Here is a 16,131-nt window from a genome sequence, read left to right as displayed (position 1 = left end):
CGGATTTCCGCGGCTTAAAGCCGCGGAAATCCGGTCGGCCGATTCACTGTTGTGGTTTGCGGAAACGATCAGGCGTTCCCTTGCTTTTTCTGGTTCTGCCGCTCCATCAGGTAGTAAGCCGGCAGGCCGGTGCCCACCGCCACCACTGCAGCAATGATGCTGGGCAGCGCGGACCAGATGAAGGTGGAGTAGATCAGCGTGGCAGTCATCACCATGGCGATTACCGGCATGACGTATCCGCCGGGCATTCTGTAGGTGGGTTTGTAATGCTCCTTGCGGCGCAGCACAAAGATGGTGCCGAAGGTCAGGAAGTTCTTCAGCAATGCGATCACGGTGAAGTAACCCAGAAGATCAGACAGGCTGGAGGCGAAGATCAGAACGATAGCCACCATGCACTGAACAACGATGGAGAACGCGGGTGTCTGGTATTTGGGATGCACCTGGCCAAACTGCTTGAAGAACAGTCCGTCACGCGCCATCGCGTACTCGATGCGGGGCTGGAACATGATGCAGCTGGACAGAGAGCCGATCACCACGATGATGGCCATGATCGCAACCACCACGTCGGCGCCCTGGCCGATTACGGGGATCTTGGAGGCCAGCAGCGCGATGGGCGCATCGGAAGAAGCCAGCTCATCGATGCTCAGCAGGCCGGAAGCTACGAAGGTCAGGCCCACATACAGGCCCAGAACGATCAGCGCGGTAAGAATCAGACCACGGGGCATATTCTTCTCGGGCTCTTTGATCTCGCCGGACATGTAGCAGGCAGCGCCCATGCCGTCAAAAGACCAAGTGGTGGCGGAGATACCGGCCAGCAGCGCCGTGATTCCGGTGACCGTGGTGCCCGCCAGAGGAGTGGCCGACAGCAGGGTGGACCCATTCATGAAGAACAGTCCTACACCGATAATCAGTACAAAGGGCAGAATTTTCAGGGCGGTGATGAAGGTCTGGAACTTGCCGCCTCCCTCCACACTGCGCAGATGCACCATCATGAACACCAGCACGAAAACCGTAGCAACAATCTTCAGCACGATGCCGTGCATGGGCAGGAAGTAAGCCAGGTAGTTAACGATCGCCAGCGCCATAATGGAGATGGACGGGGGATCGGTGGCCCAGAAGCTGATCCAGCCGCACAGGAAGGCCAGCGGGCGGGACCCGGCTTCACGGAAGTAAACATACTGACCACCATCCTCAGGGAATGCGGAAGCCAATTCTGCGTAGCAGAAGTTGGCAGGTACCTGAAGCAGACCGCCGATCAGGAAGGCAAGCACCAGGAACAGGCTGCTTCCTGCGGCATTGGCCACCTCAGACAGAGACGAGAAGATACCGGAACCAACGGTGGTGCCGACGCCCAATGCGATCACAGCGCCCAGCCCTAATTTGCGTCCCAGCTCCGCGCTGGGTGCAGTCGTTGTTTCGTGTTTCGACATGCGGATTCTCCTTTCACACAACGATATCCCGGCTGCTGCCGGAATGATTTCGCCCCCGTTAGGACCACTCGAGGGCAATTGGCTTTCATCACATAACACATCGGGTTTTTCATACCACTTCGCCAATTATTCTAGCATAATGAACAAACGCCATCAATATAATTCCCGAAATAAAAAGCACAGTGCCCAAATTTTGGCGTTGTGCAGGAAAATCTCATTTTCTCTTTGTGGATAGTCCAACATTTGAATCCTCAAACCGTACGTTAATAAATAAACAGGCATACCGCTTTTGGGAATTTTTCCCACACACTTTTCCCCACCCTGTTTTCCGTTCCGTTTTCAGCCCTTTCTTTCTTCGCCGTCCGTCGATCTTTTTCGACAGAAAAGGGCGGGGTTCGAAAGGAATAAATCCATTCTGAACTCCGCCCTTTTGCGTCCGCTTTGTTTTAACGCCTGCTCACTCTTGGATCATGACCAGAATGGTGCGTTTCGCCGGACCGTCAAACTCACAGAAATAGATATCCTGCGCACCGCCCCGAATCATTTCTCCCTCGACCAGAGGGAAATGACAATGATTTCCGGTGAGATACGCCTTCAGGTGACCGGTGGGATTGCCGGCCGTAGATCCGTAATCCCGCAGCATGCGGGCATGGCTGTACGGTGCATCCTCCGGCGCCTGCCGCTGCAGGAACAGCGCAATATCGCTTTCCAAGCATTCCAGGGCCTCGTTCACCGTAATTCCCGTGGTGGTGTGCTTGGTCAGCACGGTAACCATTCCGTTCTGAATCCCGCTTTCCTTTACGATCTGCTCCACCTGAGGAGTGATCACATCCATCTCGTTATAGGTTTTGGTCAAAAGTACGATTGGCTTGATATACATTGCCCCTTCTCCTTTCCACCCTTACAGAGAACCGCCCAAAAACTCCAGGGCGTTACCACCCCGAATCAGCTCCAGCGTACTGTCCCGCAACCCCAGCTGATCCAGTGCCTGGGCCATGCGAATCTGTTCAAAGCGGGGATTGTTGGACCCGAACATGACCTGGTGGCGCAGAGATCGATCGATCCAGGTGACCGGGATATCCCGCGTAAAGGTCTGCTGATAAAACTCCCGGGCACAGTCAAAATAAAGCGCACCGGTGTCGGCGTACACGTTGGGATACTTCACCATCAACATCGCAGTCTCCCGCACCCAGGGCCATGCAAAATGACCCAGACAGATGCGCAGTTTGGGATGCCGGGCTGCCACCTCCTCAAAGCAGAGAGGATGGCAATACCTGGTCAGTGTATCCGGCTCCCAGGAAAGGCCCGCATGGAACATCACCGGCCGGTCATACTGTTCGCACAGCGCATAGATCGGCTCCAACCGCTCGTCGGCAGGATAGAAATGCTGGCGGCCGGGATGAAGATTCACGCCTCGCAGCTTCAAATCCGCAAAGGCATGCTCCAGCCGATCCACCGCGCCCGGTGCAAGCGGATCCGCTCCCGCAAATCCGATAAAGCGGTCCGGCGCCAGTCCAACCAGTTGATGGATCTCTTCATTGCTCACCAGCGTATCCCCCACCGTGCTGGTGTAATCCTGGCCCAACAGGCAGAGTCGGTCCAGCCCGGCGCAGCGCATCTGGTTGAAGATATGCTCCAGCGGGGCGGTTCCGTTGCGGTGGATATCCAGTTCCCGATGGCGCAGTTCCTCTCGCTGCTCGTCCTGGTTGATGGGTTCAAAAAATGCGGGATGTACATGAATATCGATAAACAAAGGTCCTTCACATCCTTTCCGTTGATTCGACGGGTCACATACCCGCATGTGCCATCATAGCGCGCACGTTTTCCACCGCTCGGCGAGCATACATGCGGGGTTCGTTGATATACCCCAGCACCAGCTCCAGTGTGGCAGTTCGGTCGTAACCGATACGAGCCAGTTCGTGGAACATCTCCTGCAGAGGCATGCTTCCCTCACCGGGCATGATATGGCTGTCCGTTCCCTGTTCCCCGTCAATGATGTGCATATGATCCATCTTGTCCCCCAGCTTGTCAAAGTAGGCCATGATGCTCTCATGCTGCACAAAAGGCGGCACCACGTCGCACATGCCCACCACGTACGGGTTGTCGATCCGGCGGAACAGTTCGGCCAGATCGTTGGCCCGGGTAAAGAAGTTTGACTCATACGGGGTCAGCGCTTCCACGGTCAGCTTTACCCCCACCTTCGCCGCATGCTCTCCCAGTTCCCGGATGGTCTTTTCCAGACGGGGCCATAACTCGTCGTAGGTGGCAAGATACCCACCGTTGGCGGGGCTGGTCAGCATATATTCCGCCCCCATCTCCTTGGCCATGTCCAGGCACAGTTTCAGATATTCCACCGCGTCTTCCCGCTGGGCCTCGCTGCCAATCATGTAGTTGTAGGGGTAAGCATTGTGTTCCGGGGTGTAGCCCAGCACCGGCATCTCATATTTCTCAATCAGACGCCGCACCTCGTTGATATCGCCCGCTTTCAGATCCGGTGCATAGGCGTGAGGCCGCCCTCCCCAAAGCTCTATGTAATCATAGCCGAATTCCTTTGCATCCTGGAAGCAATGTTCCAACGGGTTGCGCTGGTAACCGGATGTGAACATACCAAGTTTCATCATGACAAAACCCTCCTGTTATGAATTTGTTCTCTATGAATGCGTATCTCAGTCTGTGACCCAAGGTTCAAAAACCTGCACCACACTGGAAGCTACCGTCGCTCCCTGCTTCAGGCAAGCTTCCAGCGCTGCCCCCTTCATATACTGATACAAAAATCCGGCGATGAAGCTGTCGCCCGCACCCACGGTATTGACCACCTCAGCCGCCGGCACCACGCCAAACTGGACAAACTGCCGGCCATCGTAAGCCAGACTGCCCAATTCTCCGAATGTGGCCACTGCGACCTTCATGCCTCGATCCACTTTGTCCTTCAGATAGCCCTCGATGAATTCGTCCCGCTGTTTATGGTACGAATAAAACCCGATGTCCACATAAGGAAGTGTACTCTCCACCAGAGGATGATCTAGTCGATCCGCATAGTCAAAACTGATTACCGCCTGGCTGCAACTGCGGATCTTGGGCAGTGCATCCTGGGCATTTCCCCACAGTGCGGTGTGCACCAGATCATGCCCGGCAGCAAATGCGATGTCCTCCTCATCAAACACGATATGTTCCAGGACTCCTTCGATGTAATCTCCATGTACCCGGTCATTGCCATTCAACGTCATGTAGGTGATGGCGGTGGGGCCTTGTCCCACCTTCAGATGGCTCACATCCAACCCTTCGCCCTTCAGGGTGTTCACCATCCACTGCCCGTTCTCATCGCTGCCGGTAGTGCTGATGATGGAGGTCTTCATCCCCAATTTCTGCAGGTTGACCCCGGTGTCCACCACGTTGCCCGTGGGATACTTGCGATCATGGAACACGTTTCCCTGTCGGTCCACGTATTCCGTGTAGTGGTCGATACAGTTGTCACCAATCATTGCTGCTCGCATCGTTTCGTTACCTCCCGTATACTTGATTTTCGAATAGATGAGTCGCATTTCGTTGCAAACCACTTTTCTAAAAATTAGTATAGCGCCGGGTAAACTAGAGGGTCAATCACGAGCTTAACCAAAAAAAATCAGGTATTCTCCGTGGAAAGAGAGAAAACTGGTGTGCTTTTTCTTCCGCGCTCAGACCAGTTCCCGGGAATCTGGCTCCCCAGCCCGCAAAATCCCCTCGAAACCGAACTGGTCGTTGCGAATCACCGCAGAAAAGGATTCGATAGGAATTCCATAGTCATCCCGTGTTACGCCCCGCAGCAGGAGTAACGGCTGCAACACCGGAATCTGTAGTAATTCGGCTTCCATCTCATCTGCATAAGTAATACTCAGCGTCTGGTTACCGGAATCTGCATAAATCCCATACTCTGTAGCCATAATCTCAAACAGGCTGTTCTTAGCCAAATCAAACCGTTCCAGATCCCGTACCCGCAACGCAGATAGATATGTGGTTTCCAAAATGGCTGGCGTGCCATCCAGAAAACGCAGCCGACAAAGTCGATAGGCCTCACCCGCCTCGTTCAGTTTCAGGAGCCTCGCCACTCGTGGCACAGGCTTGAGCCTTTCCATGGAGATTACTCGGCTGGTAAATTGACGTCGGTTCTGTTGCAGGAAATACCACAAAGGTTCAAAATCATAGAGATTGCGCCGAAAACGTGGCATTGCCACAGTAAATCCGCTCCCCTTCCGACGGGTCAACTTTCCCTCACCCGCCAAACATCGAATAGCCGTACGCAGTGTATCACGGTGGCAGCCAAGCTCCTTCGCCAACGACTCTTCACTGGGTAGGCGCTGGCCTGCCTGCAGTCTGCCACTTTCAATCCAATATTCCAGCTGCTCAGCGATTCCGCTCCAACTTGCTCGTCGGGACGTCTCGTCTTTTTTCATTACCATCCGTCGGCTCCCCCCTTCCTTCTTTTCTGGCAGTAGTGATACTGCCAGTTTCGATTATCATATACTTCCACTCCCAGCCAAGTCAAGAAATTCCATTCGTCCTGACCCGAGGAGTTGGTTCATCTGAAATCGGCCAAAGCAGACCAATTTTTGGCAGCCTGAAAGATTCCGTTTTTCCTTTCTGTGTCATCCTCCAAAAATGATTTTAACACCTTGAAATGACCGAATACCCATGCTATCATTTGGTCAAATTCAGGACAGCGTGTCAGGACCAACACCGCCTGAAATACATAACACACCGGGCTTACCACTTCGGATTTTCTTGCAAAACATTGCGCGGTACGCTGACCACTTCATTCCAGCGTCCGTTAGCAAAATGCTAAGGAGTGACGTAAGTATGGCAGAACATACGCAGATCGTGCTGAGATCCAACTGTATCTTCGACGGGACTGGCGCAGAACCATTCTCCGGATATGTGGTTATCCGGGATGAGCGTATCCTGCAGGTTGTACAGGGAGATCTTCCCTCCGAATTGGCCCATGGCTCCACCGTGTACGAACTGGGGAACCGGACCATCTGCCCCGGCTTTGCCGACGCGCATACCTTTTTTACCGGATGGGCGCTGAACTATCTTGGCGTGGACCTCTCCCCCGCTACAGACAGCAGTCAGATCGGTCAGATAGCACTGACCTATGCCAACAGCCTTCCACCTGAGAAACCGGTGTGGGGGCATGGCTGGGACCCGACCATTGTCACCGGCGGACCTCAGAATCTGGACCGTATTTTTCCGGACCGTCCCGCCGTGCTGTTTGCCGCAGGCGCTGAGACTTTCTGGATCAATAGCGCAGCAATTCAGCGGTACGGCTTTGACAACAGCGCCGACTGCAATGAGGTCTTCTGGCGACTGATGGAAGAGTTTCTGGCCGACCATGCCTTCTCCAAACCGTTGTTCCAACATTATATGCAGATGCTGAACCGTCAAGGTGTAACCTCGGTCAAGGAGATTGGCTATGATACCTTCAGCACCTTCCCGGAGGTGCTGGAGCAACTGGAACGGGACAACGCTATGACGCTGCGCGTGCACTTTATGAGTCAGCCCGTCAAAGAAGGCGCAAATCTGGATTACGCACGCCGAATGCGACAGCGGTTCCAGGGTGAGTTCGTCCGATTTTCCGGCTTTAACCGCATGACTGACGGCTCTATCAGCCAGATGTGTGGATATCTGAAACAGCCTTATCGCTGTGCACCGGATACACAGTGTGCTCAAGAAATCGACTGGGCACTGATCGAGCGCGAGGTGCTGCAGGCCGACGCGGAAGGCTTCCGTTTTTCGCTGAACGCACAGGGCGACGCCGCTGTGGCGCGCGTGCTGGATATTTACGAAAAATGCTGCCGAGATTCCCGAGGAAAGGTGTGTAACCGGCATGCCATTACCGAAGCGGAATTCAGCGATCCACAGGACCTGGAACGAATGGGCCAATTGGGTGTAATTTGCGAATTTTATCCTCAAATTCAATCCATCGCCGACCGTGCGGGCAAGGTGGGTATGATCGAGGAAAAGCTGGGCACTGAGCGCGGGGCTGGTTACTGGAATCGGCGCAAAATGGCGGACAGCGGCGTCTTGCTGTGCTGTGGCACCGATCTTCCTCTGGTCATTGATGACATCCCACAGTCCTTGTATCACAGTGTCACCGGAAAATTTCCTGAAGGTGGCGAGCCCTTCCACCCGGAGAACACACTGACAGTTAGCGAAGTATTACAGGCCTGGACAAGCGGCGGCGCATACGATATGTACCGTGAAGGGGACACCGGTACACTGGCGCCGGGCAATAAGGCAGACATCGCTGTTCTTGACGCTAACGTCTTTGCGATGCCTATCGATGAGGTCCGTAAGGCCAAGGTCTGTCTCACTTTGGTGAACGGCGCCGTTGTATACGACGTCTGGTCTACGGAGGGATAAGCCTTGACATCTGTATACGCGGGGGCACTTTCCATTCTTCCTCCAGTTCTGGCTATCGTACTGGCTCTGCTCACCAAGGAAGTTGTCTCCTCTCTGTTGATTGGTATTTTGTCCGGCACGATTATTTATGCAGTAATGGCGGAGCTAAATCCGGTTGTAGCACCAATTCAGATCATGTTCGACATGACAATACAAACTGTGGACCTATATATCATTCTGTTCTGTTGTCTGCTGGGGGCCCTGGTCCACGTCGTCTCCATGGCTGGTGGCTCCATTGCTTACGGCAACTGGGCCAGCCGCAAGCTGAAAAGCAAGCGCTCGGCTATGCTGGCCACCGGGTTGTTGGGCTGCCTCATTTTCATCGACGATTACTTCAATTGTCTTACTGTCGGCACCGTCATGCAGCCAGTCACTGACCATCACCGAGTTTCCCGGGCGAAGCTGGCTTATATCATCGACAGCACTGCTGCCCCAGTCTGCATTATCGCCCCCATTTCCTCCTGGGCAGCAGCTGTGGGCAGCAATCTGCGGGATACCGCCGCCTTCCCTAGTGATTTTGCCGCATTCTGTGCTACTATTCCTTACAACCTCTATGCGCTGTTGACCATTGTTACCGTAATCGTTGTTTGCTCTGCACACCTGGATTTTGGTCGGATTGCCCAGCTAGAAGCCCGTGCTGAACAGACGGGCGACTTGGGTGTGGTGAATTCTTCCGCTCAGGAACTCCCTCAGGGTAGCCGCCAGGGTCGAGTATGGGATATGTTACTCCCTATCGGCATGCTGATTCTTTGCTCGATCCTAAGTATGCTTTACAGCGGTGGCTTTTGGGGGACAGACCCTGCCTTCTACGGCAACTTCTCCGCGGCGTTGGGCAACTGTAACGCTGGCCAAGCTCTCACCTGGGGTGGATTTGCAGCGTTACTTTGCGCCTTTGTGCAATTTGTTCCCCGTGGGTTGATACGCTTTCGTGACTTCATGGACGGCGTGACCAAAGGGATCGCCGCCATGGTTCCCGCCATCATGATTTTGGTCCTTGCCTGGACCATCAGTGGTGTTTGCCGAGACCTACTGCAAACAGATGTATTTGTAAAAAACATCATGGCAGCCAGCAACATTCCCGGTGCAGTTCTTCCCGCACTGATTTTTGTGGCAGCAGCCTTCCTGAGCTTTTCCACCGGAACTGCTTGGGGCACCTTTGGAATCCTGATTCCTATTATCATTCCAGTGGCAGCTACTCTGAGCCCAAATCTGGTCATCGTTTCTCTGTCGGCCACTCTGGGTGGAAGCGTTTTTGGCGATCACTGCTCTCCTATTTCAGACACAACCATTTTGTCCAGTACAGGTGCTGGCTGCAATCATCTGGAACATGTGACTACCCAACTGCCCTACGCTCTATTGGTAGGCGCCTGTTGCATTGTCGGCTATCTGGTAGCAGGATTCACTAATGGCAATCTACCGTTGATGCTTCTAACCAGCCTTAGCTGCTTGCTGACCACCCTTTTTATTCTTCATCGCCAAAGTGTATGTTCTTCCCTATAAGATACTCATTTCATTTTGAAAAAGGAGAGGTTGCACCATGTCTGTCATCACATTGGATCAGCTTGCCGTCATGAGCGTCCAGTATGTTCAGTACACCTTCGATTATTTCTTGGATTCCATGGATCGATGTGGCATCCACAATATCGATTTATGGGGCGGAAGCCCCCACTTTTGCCGCTTGGACTACCCCTGGGGTCCCGCTGCTGCCCGCCGCATCCGGGAGTTGCGTCGGCAAATTGAGGACCGTGGAATGAAGGTCGTAATCTATACGCCTGAAACCTTAGGCTACCCCTTCAGCTACAGCTCTCCTGACCGCGCTCTGCGGGATCGAACACTGGATTACATGGAAGCCAGCATGGAAGACGCATTGGAATTCGGCACGGACAAACTGTTTTTAAATACTGGCTGTCACCCCCGTAACTTAAACCGGGAAGATGGCTGGGCACGAACGGTAGATAGCCTCCAACAGTTGGCACAACGTGCGGAACGGATGGGCGTTACCCTAATGCTGGAACAGCTGCAACCCTATGAAAGCAACCTGTTGTTGAACCTGGAAGACATGAAACAGATGCTGCACCAGGTTGATTCCCCTGCGCTCGCGACCTGTGTGGATCTGGTCGCCATGGAGGTAGCCGGAGACAATCTAGAAAGCTTCTACCAACAACTGGGTAACAAAATCCAGTGGATTCATTATTCTGACAGTCATCACGAAATTGTTGGTTCCGGTAACTTTGGTCGTAAAAAACTCGAAGGCTATATCCGTACACTGGAACATTTCGGGTATAGTGGCTGCATCGATCTTGAGATCAACGACTCCATCTACTGGGAGGATCCTCACACATCCATTCAGCAATCGGTGGAATATCTGCGTAATTTTCTGCCTGAAAGGCAATGAAAGCAGCTTTTGAACAGCAATACCGCGAGAGCCTTGTGCACAACACTTCATATATTTTCTCCCTTTGTAATATGTGAAGCACATAAAAAACAGAACCCTCTGGAAATTCAGAGGGTTCTGTTTTTTATTACGCATCCGCGATTTCTTTTGTAACTCACCGATCCTCAAAATATCTTGGCGGGTGTTTAAAGCTGCAGCGCAAATATATATTTTGTTATAACACCGATTATTGCTGCAATCAAGGACACTGAATTTTTCTGGTTTTATTGTAGCATAAAAACGCGCTGAAATCTCAGTCAGGGAGGATTTCAGCACGACAATTTTCTGCCGCCGGGGTGTTTTCTATTCTTCGCCTGATGCAGTTTTAGAAACCCGTCTTTTCCAATTTCTTGTATTCTTTTGGCAAATGAAATACAATGAAGTAGATTAAGCCTGTTCACAGACAGGTACAGCGAAAGCAGGTGAGCCAGTGCTGCATCTGGCAATTTGTGATGACGAAAAGGACTTCGTTCAATATCTGACCGGCTTGCTGAACCAATACAGCAGGGAGACCGGGCGGGATATAAAAATCACCCCGTATTATGACGGCATGGAGCTGATCGAGAAATACGATCCGACCATTGACCTGATTTTTCTGGACATCCAGATGAAACTGATGGATGGTCTCCATGCGGCGGAACGAATCCGGCAGATGGATGAAACCGTGGGCATTATTTTCCTGACTACACTCACTCAATACGGGCTTGAAGGGTATAAATATCACGCCACCAACTACATCATCAAGCCCATGAAATATGCCCGGCTCAAATCGGAGCTGGACCACTTCATTGAACGAAGCCAGAAAGAAGATGCCCCCTCTCTGGTGATTGCCAACGATACCGGCAAATACAAGGTCCCCCTGAAATCCATCCGTTATATCGAAACCTTTAACCGCAATCTGATGGTTCATACCGAGCAGGAAAACATCATCTGCTACAAAAGCATGAAAGAGATGGAACGGGCGCTTTGCGACAGAGACTTTGCACGCTGCCATACCAGCTATATTGTGAATCTGTTTTATGTGAAGGGCATCAAAAAGCTGGAGATCGAGCTGATTACCGGCGAAATCATTCCCATCAGCCAGCCAAAGCGAAAGGAATTCATGGAGCGGCTGACCGATTATTGGGGGGATTTTTTGTGATACACCTTTTCGAGGCCCTCTCTTTTCTGCTGGCATGGGGGTATACGGCGGTTTTCTTCCTGATTTTAAAGTCCTTTCTTCCCCTTCGGGAGCCTCTGATTCTGAAAGTGATCGCGTTTCTGGTTTGCGGCTTTCTGGCCGACTCCATTATCTACTCCAACGACCCGGGAAGCCTGTTCGGCACAATGCTTTTGTTCTTGCTCTTTGTGCTGCTGTTTTACCACGGAACGTTTATGGAAAAGCTGTCTGTGCTGCTGGTGTTTTATCCGGCACTCATTGCCATGAACTACCTGATGCTGGATATCGGCGGACGCCTGTTTAAGCTAGTGACCGGGGCAAGCTATGAGGATACGTTACAGTCTCCAAAACTGGCGCTCATCAGCACCGCCATTCACACGGCATCCCTTTTGCTGCGTCTGCTGTTCTGGATCGGCGCATGGCTGGTTTTGCGGCGGTTTCTGGAAAAGATCCCGTCCCACCTGAACACAAAAACCTGGCTGATCATTGACATGCTGATTCTTTCCTCCTTCGTGGCAATCTTCACCATCATCTATTTTATGCCCGAACAGACTGCAATCGTTTACCCCATCTGCGGGGCCTCCATCTTTTCCAGCTTCGGCTGCATGTATCTGGCGGCGTATATCTACGATTCCATGCAAACTGCCTACCGGGTGCAGCAGATGGAGATTCAGCGGGATTACTACAAGGATCGCATTGCCGAAGAAGAACGTGTCCGCTCCATCTACCACGACCTGAAAAACCACCTGCTTGTGATGGAAAGCAGGCAGAACACCGCCGAGACCCGGCAGATGGCCCGGGCGCTGCGCTCTCAGATTGCAGACTATGAGGACTATGTACACACCGGCAATGAGTTTCTGGACATCATCCTGAAGGACAAAGCCGCCAAGGCCCGTGAACGGAAGATCGACTTCTCTGCCCTGGTTGATTTCAAGGGGATGGACTTTCTGGAACCGCTGGACATCAGCACCATATTCGGCAACGCCATCGACAACGCAATGGAGGCCAGCGAACAGCTGCCGGAAGAGGATCGGCTGGTCACCGTGAAAGCCGAGCGCGTGCGGGACATGCTGCTCATCACTGTGGAAAACAGTACCCCGCCGGGGATACCGTCCACCGGAGGCACCACCAAATGCGACTATTTTGTTCACGGGTTCGGTATTCCCAACATAAAAAAGGCCGTTGAGAAATACGACGGCCAATGCAGCTTCCGTCCAAACGACGGAACTTATCTTCTGAAAATTCTGATTCCCATTCCCTGATTGGGGTTGACGCCGCTTCTTTTCCGGAAGCGGCGTTTCTTTTTGTGTCGTGTTAGTTTTTTCACTGTGGATATTAGTTTACGCATTTTTCATTGTGCCTTTCCTGTGCCCGGATACAATGAAGAAAAAAACAGCAAAGTGAGGGCATGGAGCATGAGTATTTTAAGCACCAATCAACTGACCAAGCATTACGGCACCGCGCCGAATATCGTGAAGGCACTGGACGGCGTGAGTATTTCCATTGAGGCAGGCGAATTTGTTGCCATCATCGGCACCTCCGGCAGCGGCAAGTCCACCCTGCTGAACATACTGGGCGGATTGGACCGCCCCACTTCCGGCTCGGTCAAGGTGGACAATTACGAGCTGGGCAAGCTGAAGGACGAGGACCTGACTGTGTTCCGCCGCCAGCGGATCGGTTTTATCTTTCAGAACTATAATCTGGTTCCCGTTCTGAATGTGTATGAAAACATTGTTATGCCCATCCAGCTGGACGGCAAGAAGCCGGATCGAAAATTCATCAAAGAGATCGTGGCTTTGCTGGGTCTGGAAAAGAAACTCTACAATATGCCCAATACCCTTTCCGGCGGCCAGCAGCAGCGCGTCGCCATTGCCAGAGCATTGGCCAGCAAACCGGCGATCATCCTTGCCGACGAGCCGACCGGCAATCTGGACAGCCGGACCAGCGATGAGGTGATTGCACTTTTGAAGGTCACCAGCCGGAAATTTCACCAGACCATCGTCATGATTACCCATAACCCGGAAATTGCAGCACAGGCAGACCGCACCATCCGTATTGAAGATGGCCGGATTGCAGAGTAAGGCGGTGATCCCATGAAACGGCAGAAATCAATGATTCGCACCTTGACAAACCGCAGTTTCAAGGCAAACAGAACCCGCAATCTGGTTGCCGTGGTTGCCATTGCTCTGACAACGGTAATGTTTACCTCCCTGTTTGTATTGTCTCAAAGCATGGTGGAAAACCTGCGAAACATGAATTTTCAGCAGGCCGGATATAACAGCCATTTAAGTTCCGGCATTATGACAGACGCGGATGCAGAAAAGATCACCACCCATGAAGCCGTTCGGGATTTCGGAAAAAGCATTGTGGTTGGAATTGCTGAAAATGAGGAATTGACCGGGCGGCAGGTGGAAATCCGCTCTGCGGATGAACCCTATGCCCGCTCCAGCTTTTCCTATCCCACCGAGGGAACCATGCCGGTGCGGGAAACTGAAATTGCTTTGGACACCATCACCCTTGATAAGCTGGGGCTGCCTTATGAATTGGGGCAGGAAATCACCCTGCAATGGCGCAAGGACTTAAACAGCGAAGAAATCGCCACCAGCACCTTTACCCTCTCCGGCTACTGGGACGGGAATTCCGCTGCCATGGCAAGTATGGCGTGGGTTTCCGAATCCTTTGTGCAAAGCCAGTGTGCAGGCATCGATCAGGCGGAACAGCTTGCAAACGGACAGATATTTGGAACGGTGATGCTCCATCTCGACCTGTACAGTGATAGCAATCTGGAAGGGGCGGCCCGGCAGATTTTGACCGACACCGGCCTGTCCCATGTGTCTCTTTCCCCCAACGCCGCTTATGATTCCACCATGAACCAGAACATCATCCGTGAAGTTCTGCCCATGGCAATTTGCATGGTTCTGGTATTTGCCAGCGGCTATCTGATCATCTATAACATCTTTCAGATCTCCGTTGCCAGCGACATCCGCTTTTATGGCCGTCTGAAAACCCTGGGTGCAACCAAACGGCAGTTGAAGAAGCTGATTTACGGGCAGGCCAACCGTCTGTCGCTGATTGGGATTCCTATTGGGCTTGTGATCGGGTACCTGCTGGGGGCTGTGCTGGTGCCGGTCATGATAACCGGCACAGCAGGAGGAGCCAAAACAGCGGTCGATCCCTATCTCTTCATCGGCTCTGCGCTGTTTGCCTATCTGACAGTTCTGATCTCCTGTATGAAGCCTGCGAAAATCGCCGGAAAGGTTTCCCCAATAGAAGCTCTGCGCTACACCGACGCCGGAACGAACAGCAAACGGAAAACAAAGAAAAGCACCGGCGGGGCCAGCATTCCGAAGATGGCTCTGGTGAACCTGGGCCGGAACAAAAAGCGCACCATTACAGTCATCTGTTCCCTGACGCTGGGGCTTGTGCTGCTTTCCTGCGTCTATGCGAAAAATGCCAGCTTCGACATTGATAAGTACATGAGCCAGACGGTTATCAGTGATTTTGAGGTAGAGGACAGTTCGATTTCTTCCACCTTTGGAACCTACAATCCCTACGGCACCACCATTTCCCCGGAGCTGGTGCAGAACATCGAGAACCTTACCGGACTGGAGGCAACCGGGCGTTTGTATTCGCAGGTATTTACGCATAAGATCGGGGCGTCTGCTCTTAAAAACATCCAGACCTACTATAATGCTGATGACCGGCTGACCTATATGGAAGCAACGGATGCAGGGCTGGCAGAAGCTTACCACGAGATGATCGACAGCGGCGAATGCACTTCCATTCTGTACGGCATTGACGGCCTGATTCTGGACACCTTTGCACAGGACAACAGGATATTGGATGGCACCTTTGATAAGGAGAAATTCCTGTCCGGGGGCTATGTGGTGATGGAAGCGGCCACTGGTGCGGAGGACAGTGAGAAAGAAACACAGCCGACTTATTCCGTTGGTGATACGGTGGAGCTGAATGGGCAGCTGTATGAGGTGATGGCAATCGTGGCGGATATCCCCACCATTACCGAGGGCGTGAACAGCAGTACGCCGGACTTCCTTTCGTTCTATCTTCCTGCCGATACCTTCCGGGCCATGTACCCGGATAACACCTTGCGCAAGCTGTTCTTTGATGTGGCCGAGGAATACCAGCCGCAGGCGGAGGAAATACTGATTCAATATCGGCATGATGTGGACAAGAGCCTGAATTACACGGCAAAATCCACGCTGATCGCGCATTACCAGGAACAGACCCGGGCAAACACCGTGATGGGCTTTGCCATCAGTCTGATCATTTCCTTTGTGGGGGTTCTGAATTTCGTCAATTCCATGGTAACGGCGATTGTTTCCCGCCAGAAGGAATTCGCCATGATTCAGAGCATCGGCATGACAAAACGGCAGCTTCGGCGTATGCTGATCGACGAGGGCTTATATTACGCCGGAATCACCTTACTGGCATCCTACGTTTTAGGCGCTCTGACTGTTGGAATCGGCGTCCGCATGATGGTGGCTGGAGACTGGACGGCAACCTTCCATTTCACGCTGCTGCCGCTGGTTATCTGCACCCCGATTCTGATTTTGTTTGCAATCGTCATCCCCTGCATCAGCTTTAAAAATCTGGAAAAGCAAAGCATCGTGGAACGGCTGCGGGCAACCGATTGAAAAGACATTTAAACCTAT

13 protein-coding genes are annotated in these 16,131 nt (G+C 52.6%); 7 read left to right on the top strand and 6 right to left on the bottom strand.

What is annotated here, in order from left to right:
* Positions 1–68: 68 nt before the first annotated feature.
* From PH256_RS01490 to PH256_RS01465, 6 genes are all read right to left on the bottom strand, one after another.
* Positions 69–1,430: an amino acid permease gene (locus PH256_RS01490; RefSeq protein ID WP_270912690.1), complete on the bottom strand. Its 1,362-nt coding sequence runs from the start codon at positions 1,428–1,430 to the stop codon at positions 69–71.
* 457 nt (positions 1,431–1,887) lie between these two features.
* On the bottom strand, positions 1,888–2,310 hold the full coding sequence (locus PH256_RS01485; RefSeq protein WP_058965531.1) for a secondary thiamine-phosphate synthase enzyme YjbQ: 423 nt from the start codon (positions 2,308–2,310) through the stop codon (positions 1,888–1,890).
* 21 nt (positions 2,311–2,331) lie between these two features.
* Complete coding sequence (locus tag PH256_RS01480; RefSeq protein ID WP_058965528.1) at positions 2,332–3,183, bottom strand: amidohydrolase family protein; 852 nt, start codon at positions 3,181–3,183, stop codon at positions 2,332–2,334.
* Between the two features lie 34 nt (positions 3,184–3,217).
* Complete coding sequence (frlC, locus tag PH256_RS01475) at positions 3,218–4,051, bottom strand: fructoselysine 3-epimerase (protein ID WP_242868427.1); 834 nt, start codon at positions 4,049–4,051, stop codon at positions 3,218–3,220.
* A gap of 45 nt (positions 4,052–4,096) precedes the next feature.
* Complete coding sequence (frlD, locus tag PH256_RS01470) at positions 4,097–4,924, bottom strand: fructoselysine 6-kinase (protein WP_087171845.1); 828 nt, start codon at positions 4,922–4,924, stop codon at positions 4,097–4,099.
* A gap of 180 nt (positions 4,925–5,104) precedes the next feature.
* On the bottom strand, positions 5,105–5,860 hold the full coding sequence (locus PH256_RS01465) for a GntR family transcriptional regulator (RefSeq protein WP_270912689.1): 756 nt from the start codon (positions 5,858–5,860) through the stop codon (positions 5,105–5,107).
* Between the two features lie 403 nt (positions 5,861–6,263).
* Between PH256_RS01465 and PH256_RS01460 the strand changes: the two genes are divergently transcribed.
* The 7 genes from PH256_RS01460 to PH256_RS01430 all read left to right on the top strand — a co-directional run bounded on the left by PH256_RS01460 (position 6,264) and on the right by PH256_RS01430 (position 16,113).
* Positions 6,264–7,826: an amidohydrolase gene (locus PH256_RS01460; RefSeq protein WP_270912687.1), complete on the top strand. Its 1,563-nt coding sequence runs from the start codon at positions 6,264–6,266 to the stop codon at positions 7,824–7,826.
* Between the two features lie 3 nt (positions 7,827–7,829).
* Entirely contained in the window at positions 7,830–9,365 is a 1,536-nt protein-coding gene (locus PH256_RS01455) for a Na+/H+ antiporter NhaC family protein (RefSeq protein ID WP_087184676.1), read from the top strand.
* A 37-nt stretch (positions 9,366–9,402) separates the two neighbouring features.
* Positions 9,403–10,260, top strand: coding sequence for a sugar phosphate isomerase/epimerase family protein (locus PH256_RS01450; protein WP_058965521.1), 858 nt, complete (start codon positions 9,403–9,405; stop codon positions 10,258–10,260).
* 469 nt (positions 10,261–10,729) lie between these two features.
* On the top strand, positions 10,730–11,440 hold the full coding sequence (locus PH256_RS01445; RefSeq protein ID WP_270912686.1) for a LytR/AlgR family response regulator transcription factor: 711 nt from the start codon (positions 10,730–10,732) through the stop codon (positions 11,438–11,440).
* A 107-nt stretch (positions 11,441–11,547) separates the two neighbouring features.
* Positions 11,548–12,720 carry a sensor histidine kinase gene (locus tag PH256_RS01440; protein ID WP_270912685.1) on the top strand — a complete coding sequence of 391 codons (1,173 nt, stop codon included), beginning with the start codon at positions 11,548–11,550 and terminating at the stop codon, positions 12,718–12,720.
* 153 nt (positions 12,721–12,873) lie between these two features.
* Complete coding sequence (locus PH256_RS01435) at positions 12,874–13,539, top strand: ABC transporter ATP-binding protein (RefSeq protein WP_270912684.1); 666 nt, start codon at positions 12,874–12,876, stop codon at positions 13,537–13,539.
* Positions 13,540–13,710: 171 nt separating this feature from the next.
* Complete coding sequence (locus PH256_RS01430; protein ID WP_270912683.1) at positions 13,711–16,113, top strand: ABC transporter permease; 2,403 nt, start codon at positions 13,711–13,713, stop codon at positions 16,111–16,113.
* The last annotated feature ends 18 nt before the right edge of the window (positions 16,114–16,131 follow it).

This window comes from Allofournierella sp. CML151 (assembly GCF_027853465.1).
Classification (GTDB): domain Bacteria; phylum Bacillota; class Clostridia; order Oscillospirales; family Ruminococcaceae; genus Allofournierella.
Note: the sequence above shows the minus strand (reverse complement) of the source record. Positions and strands in the feature narration are given on the sequence as shown.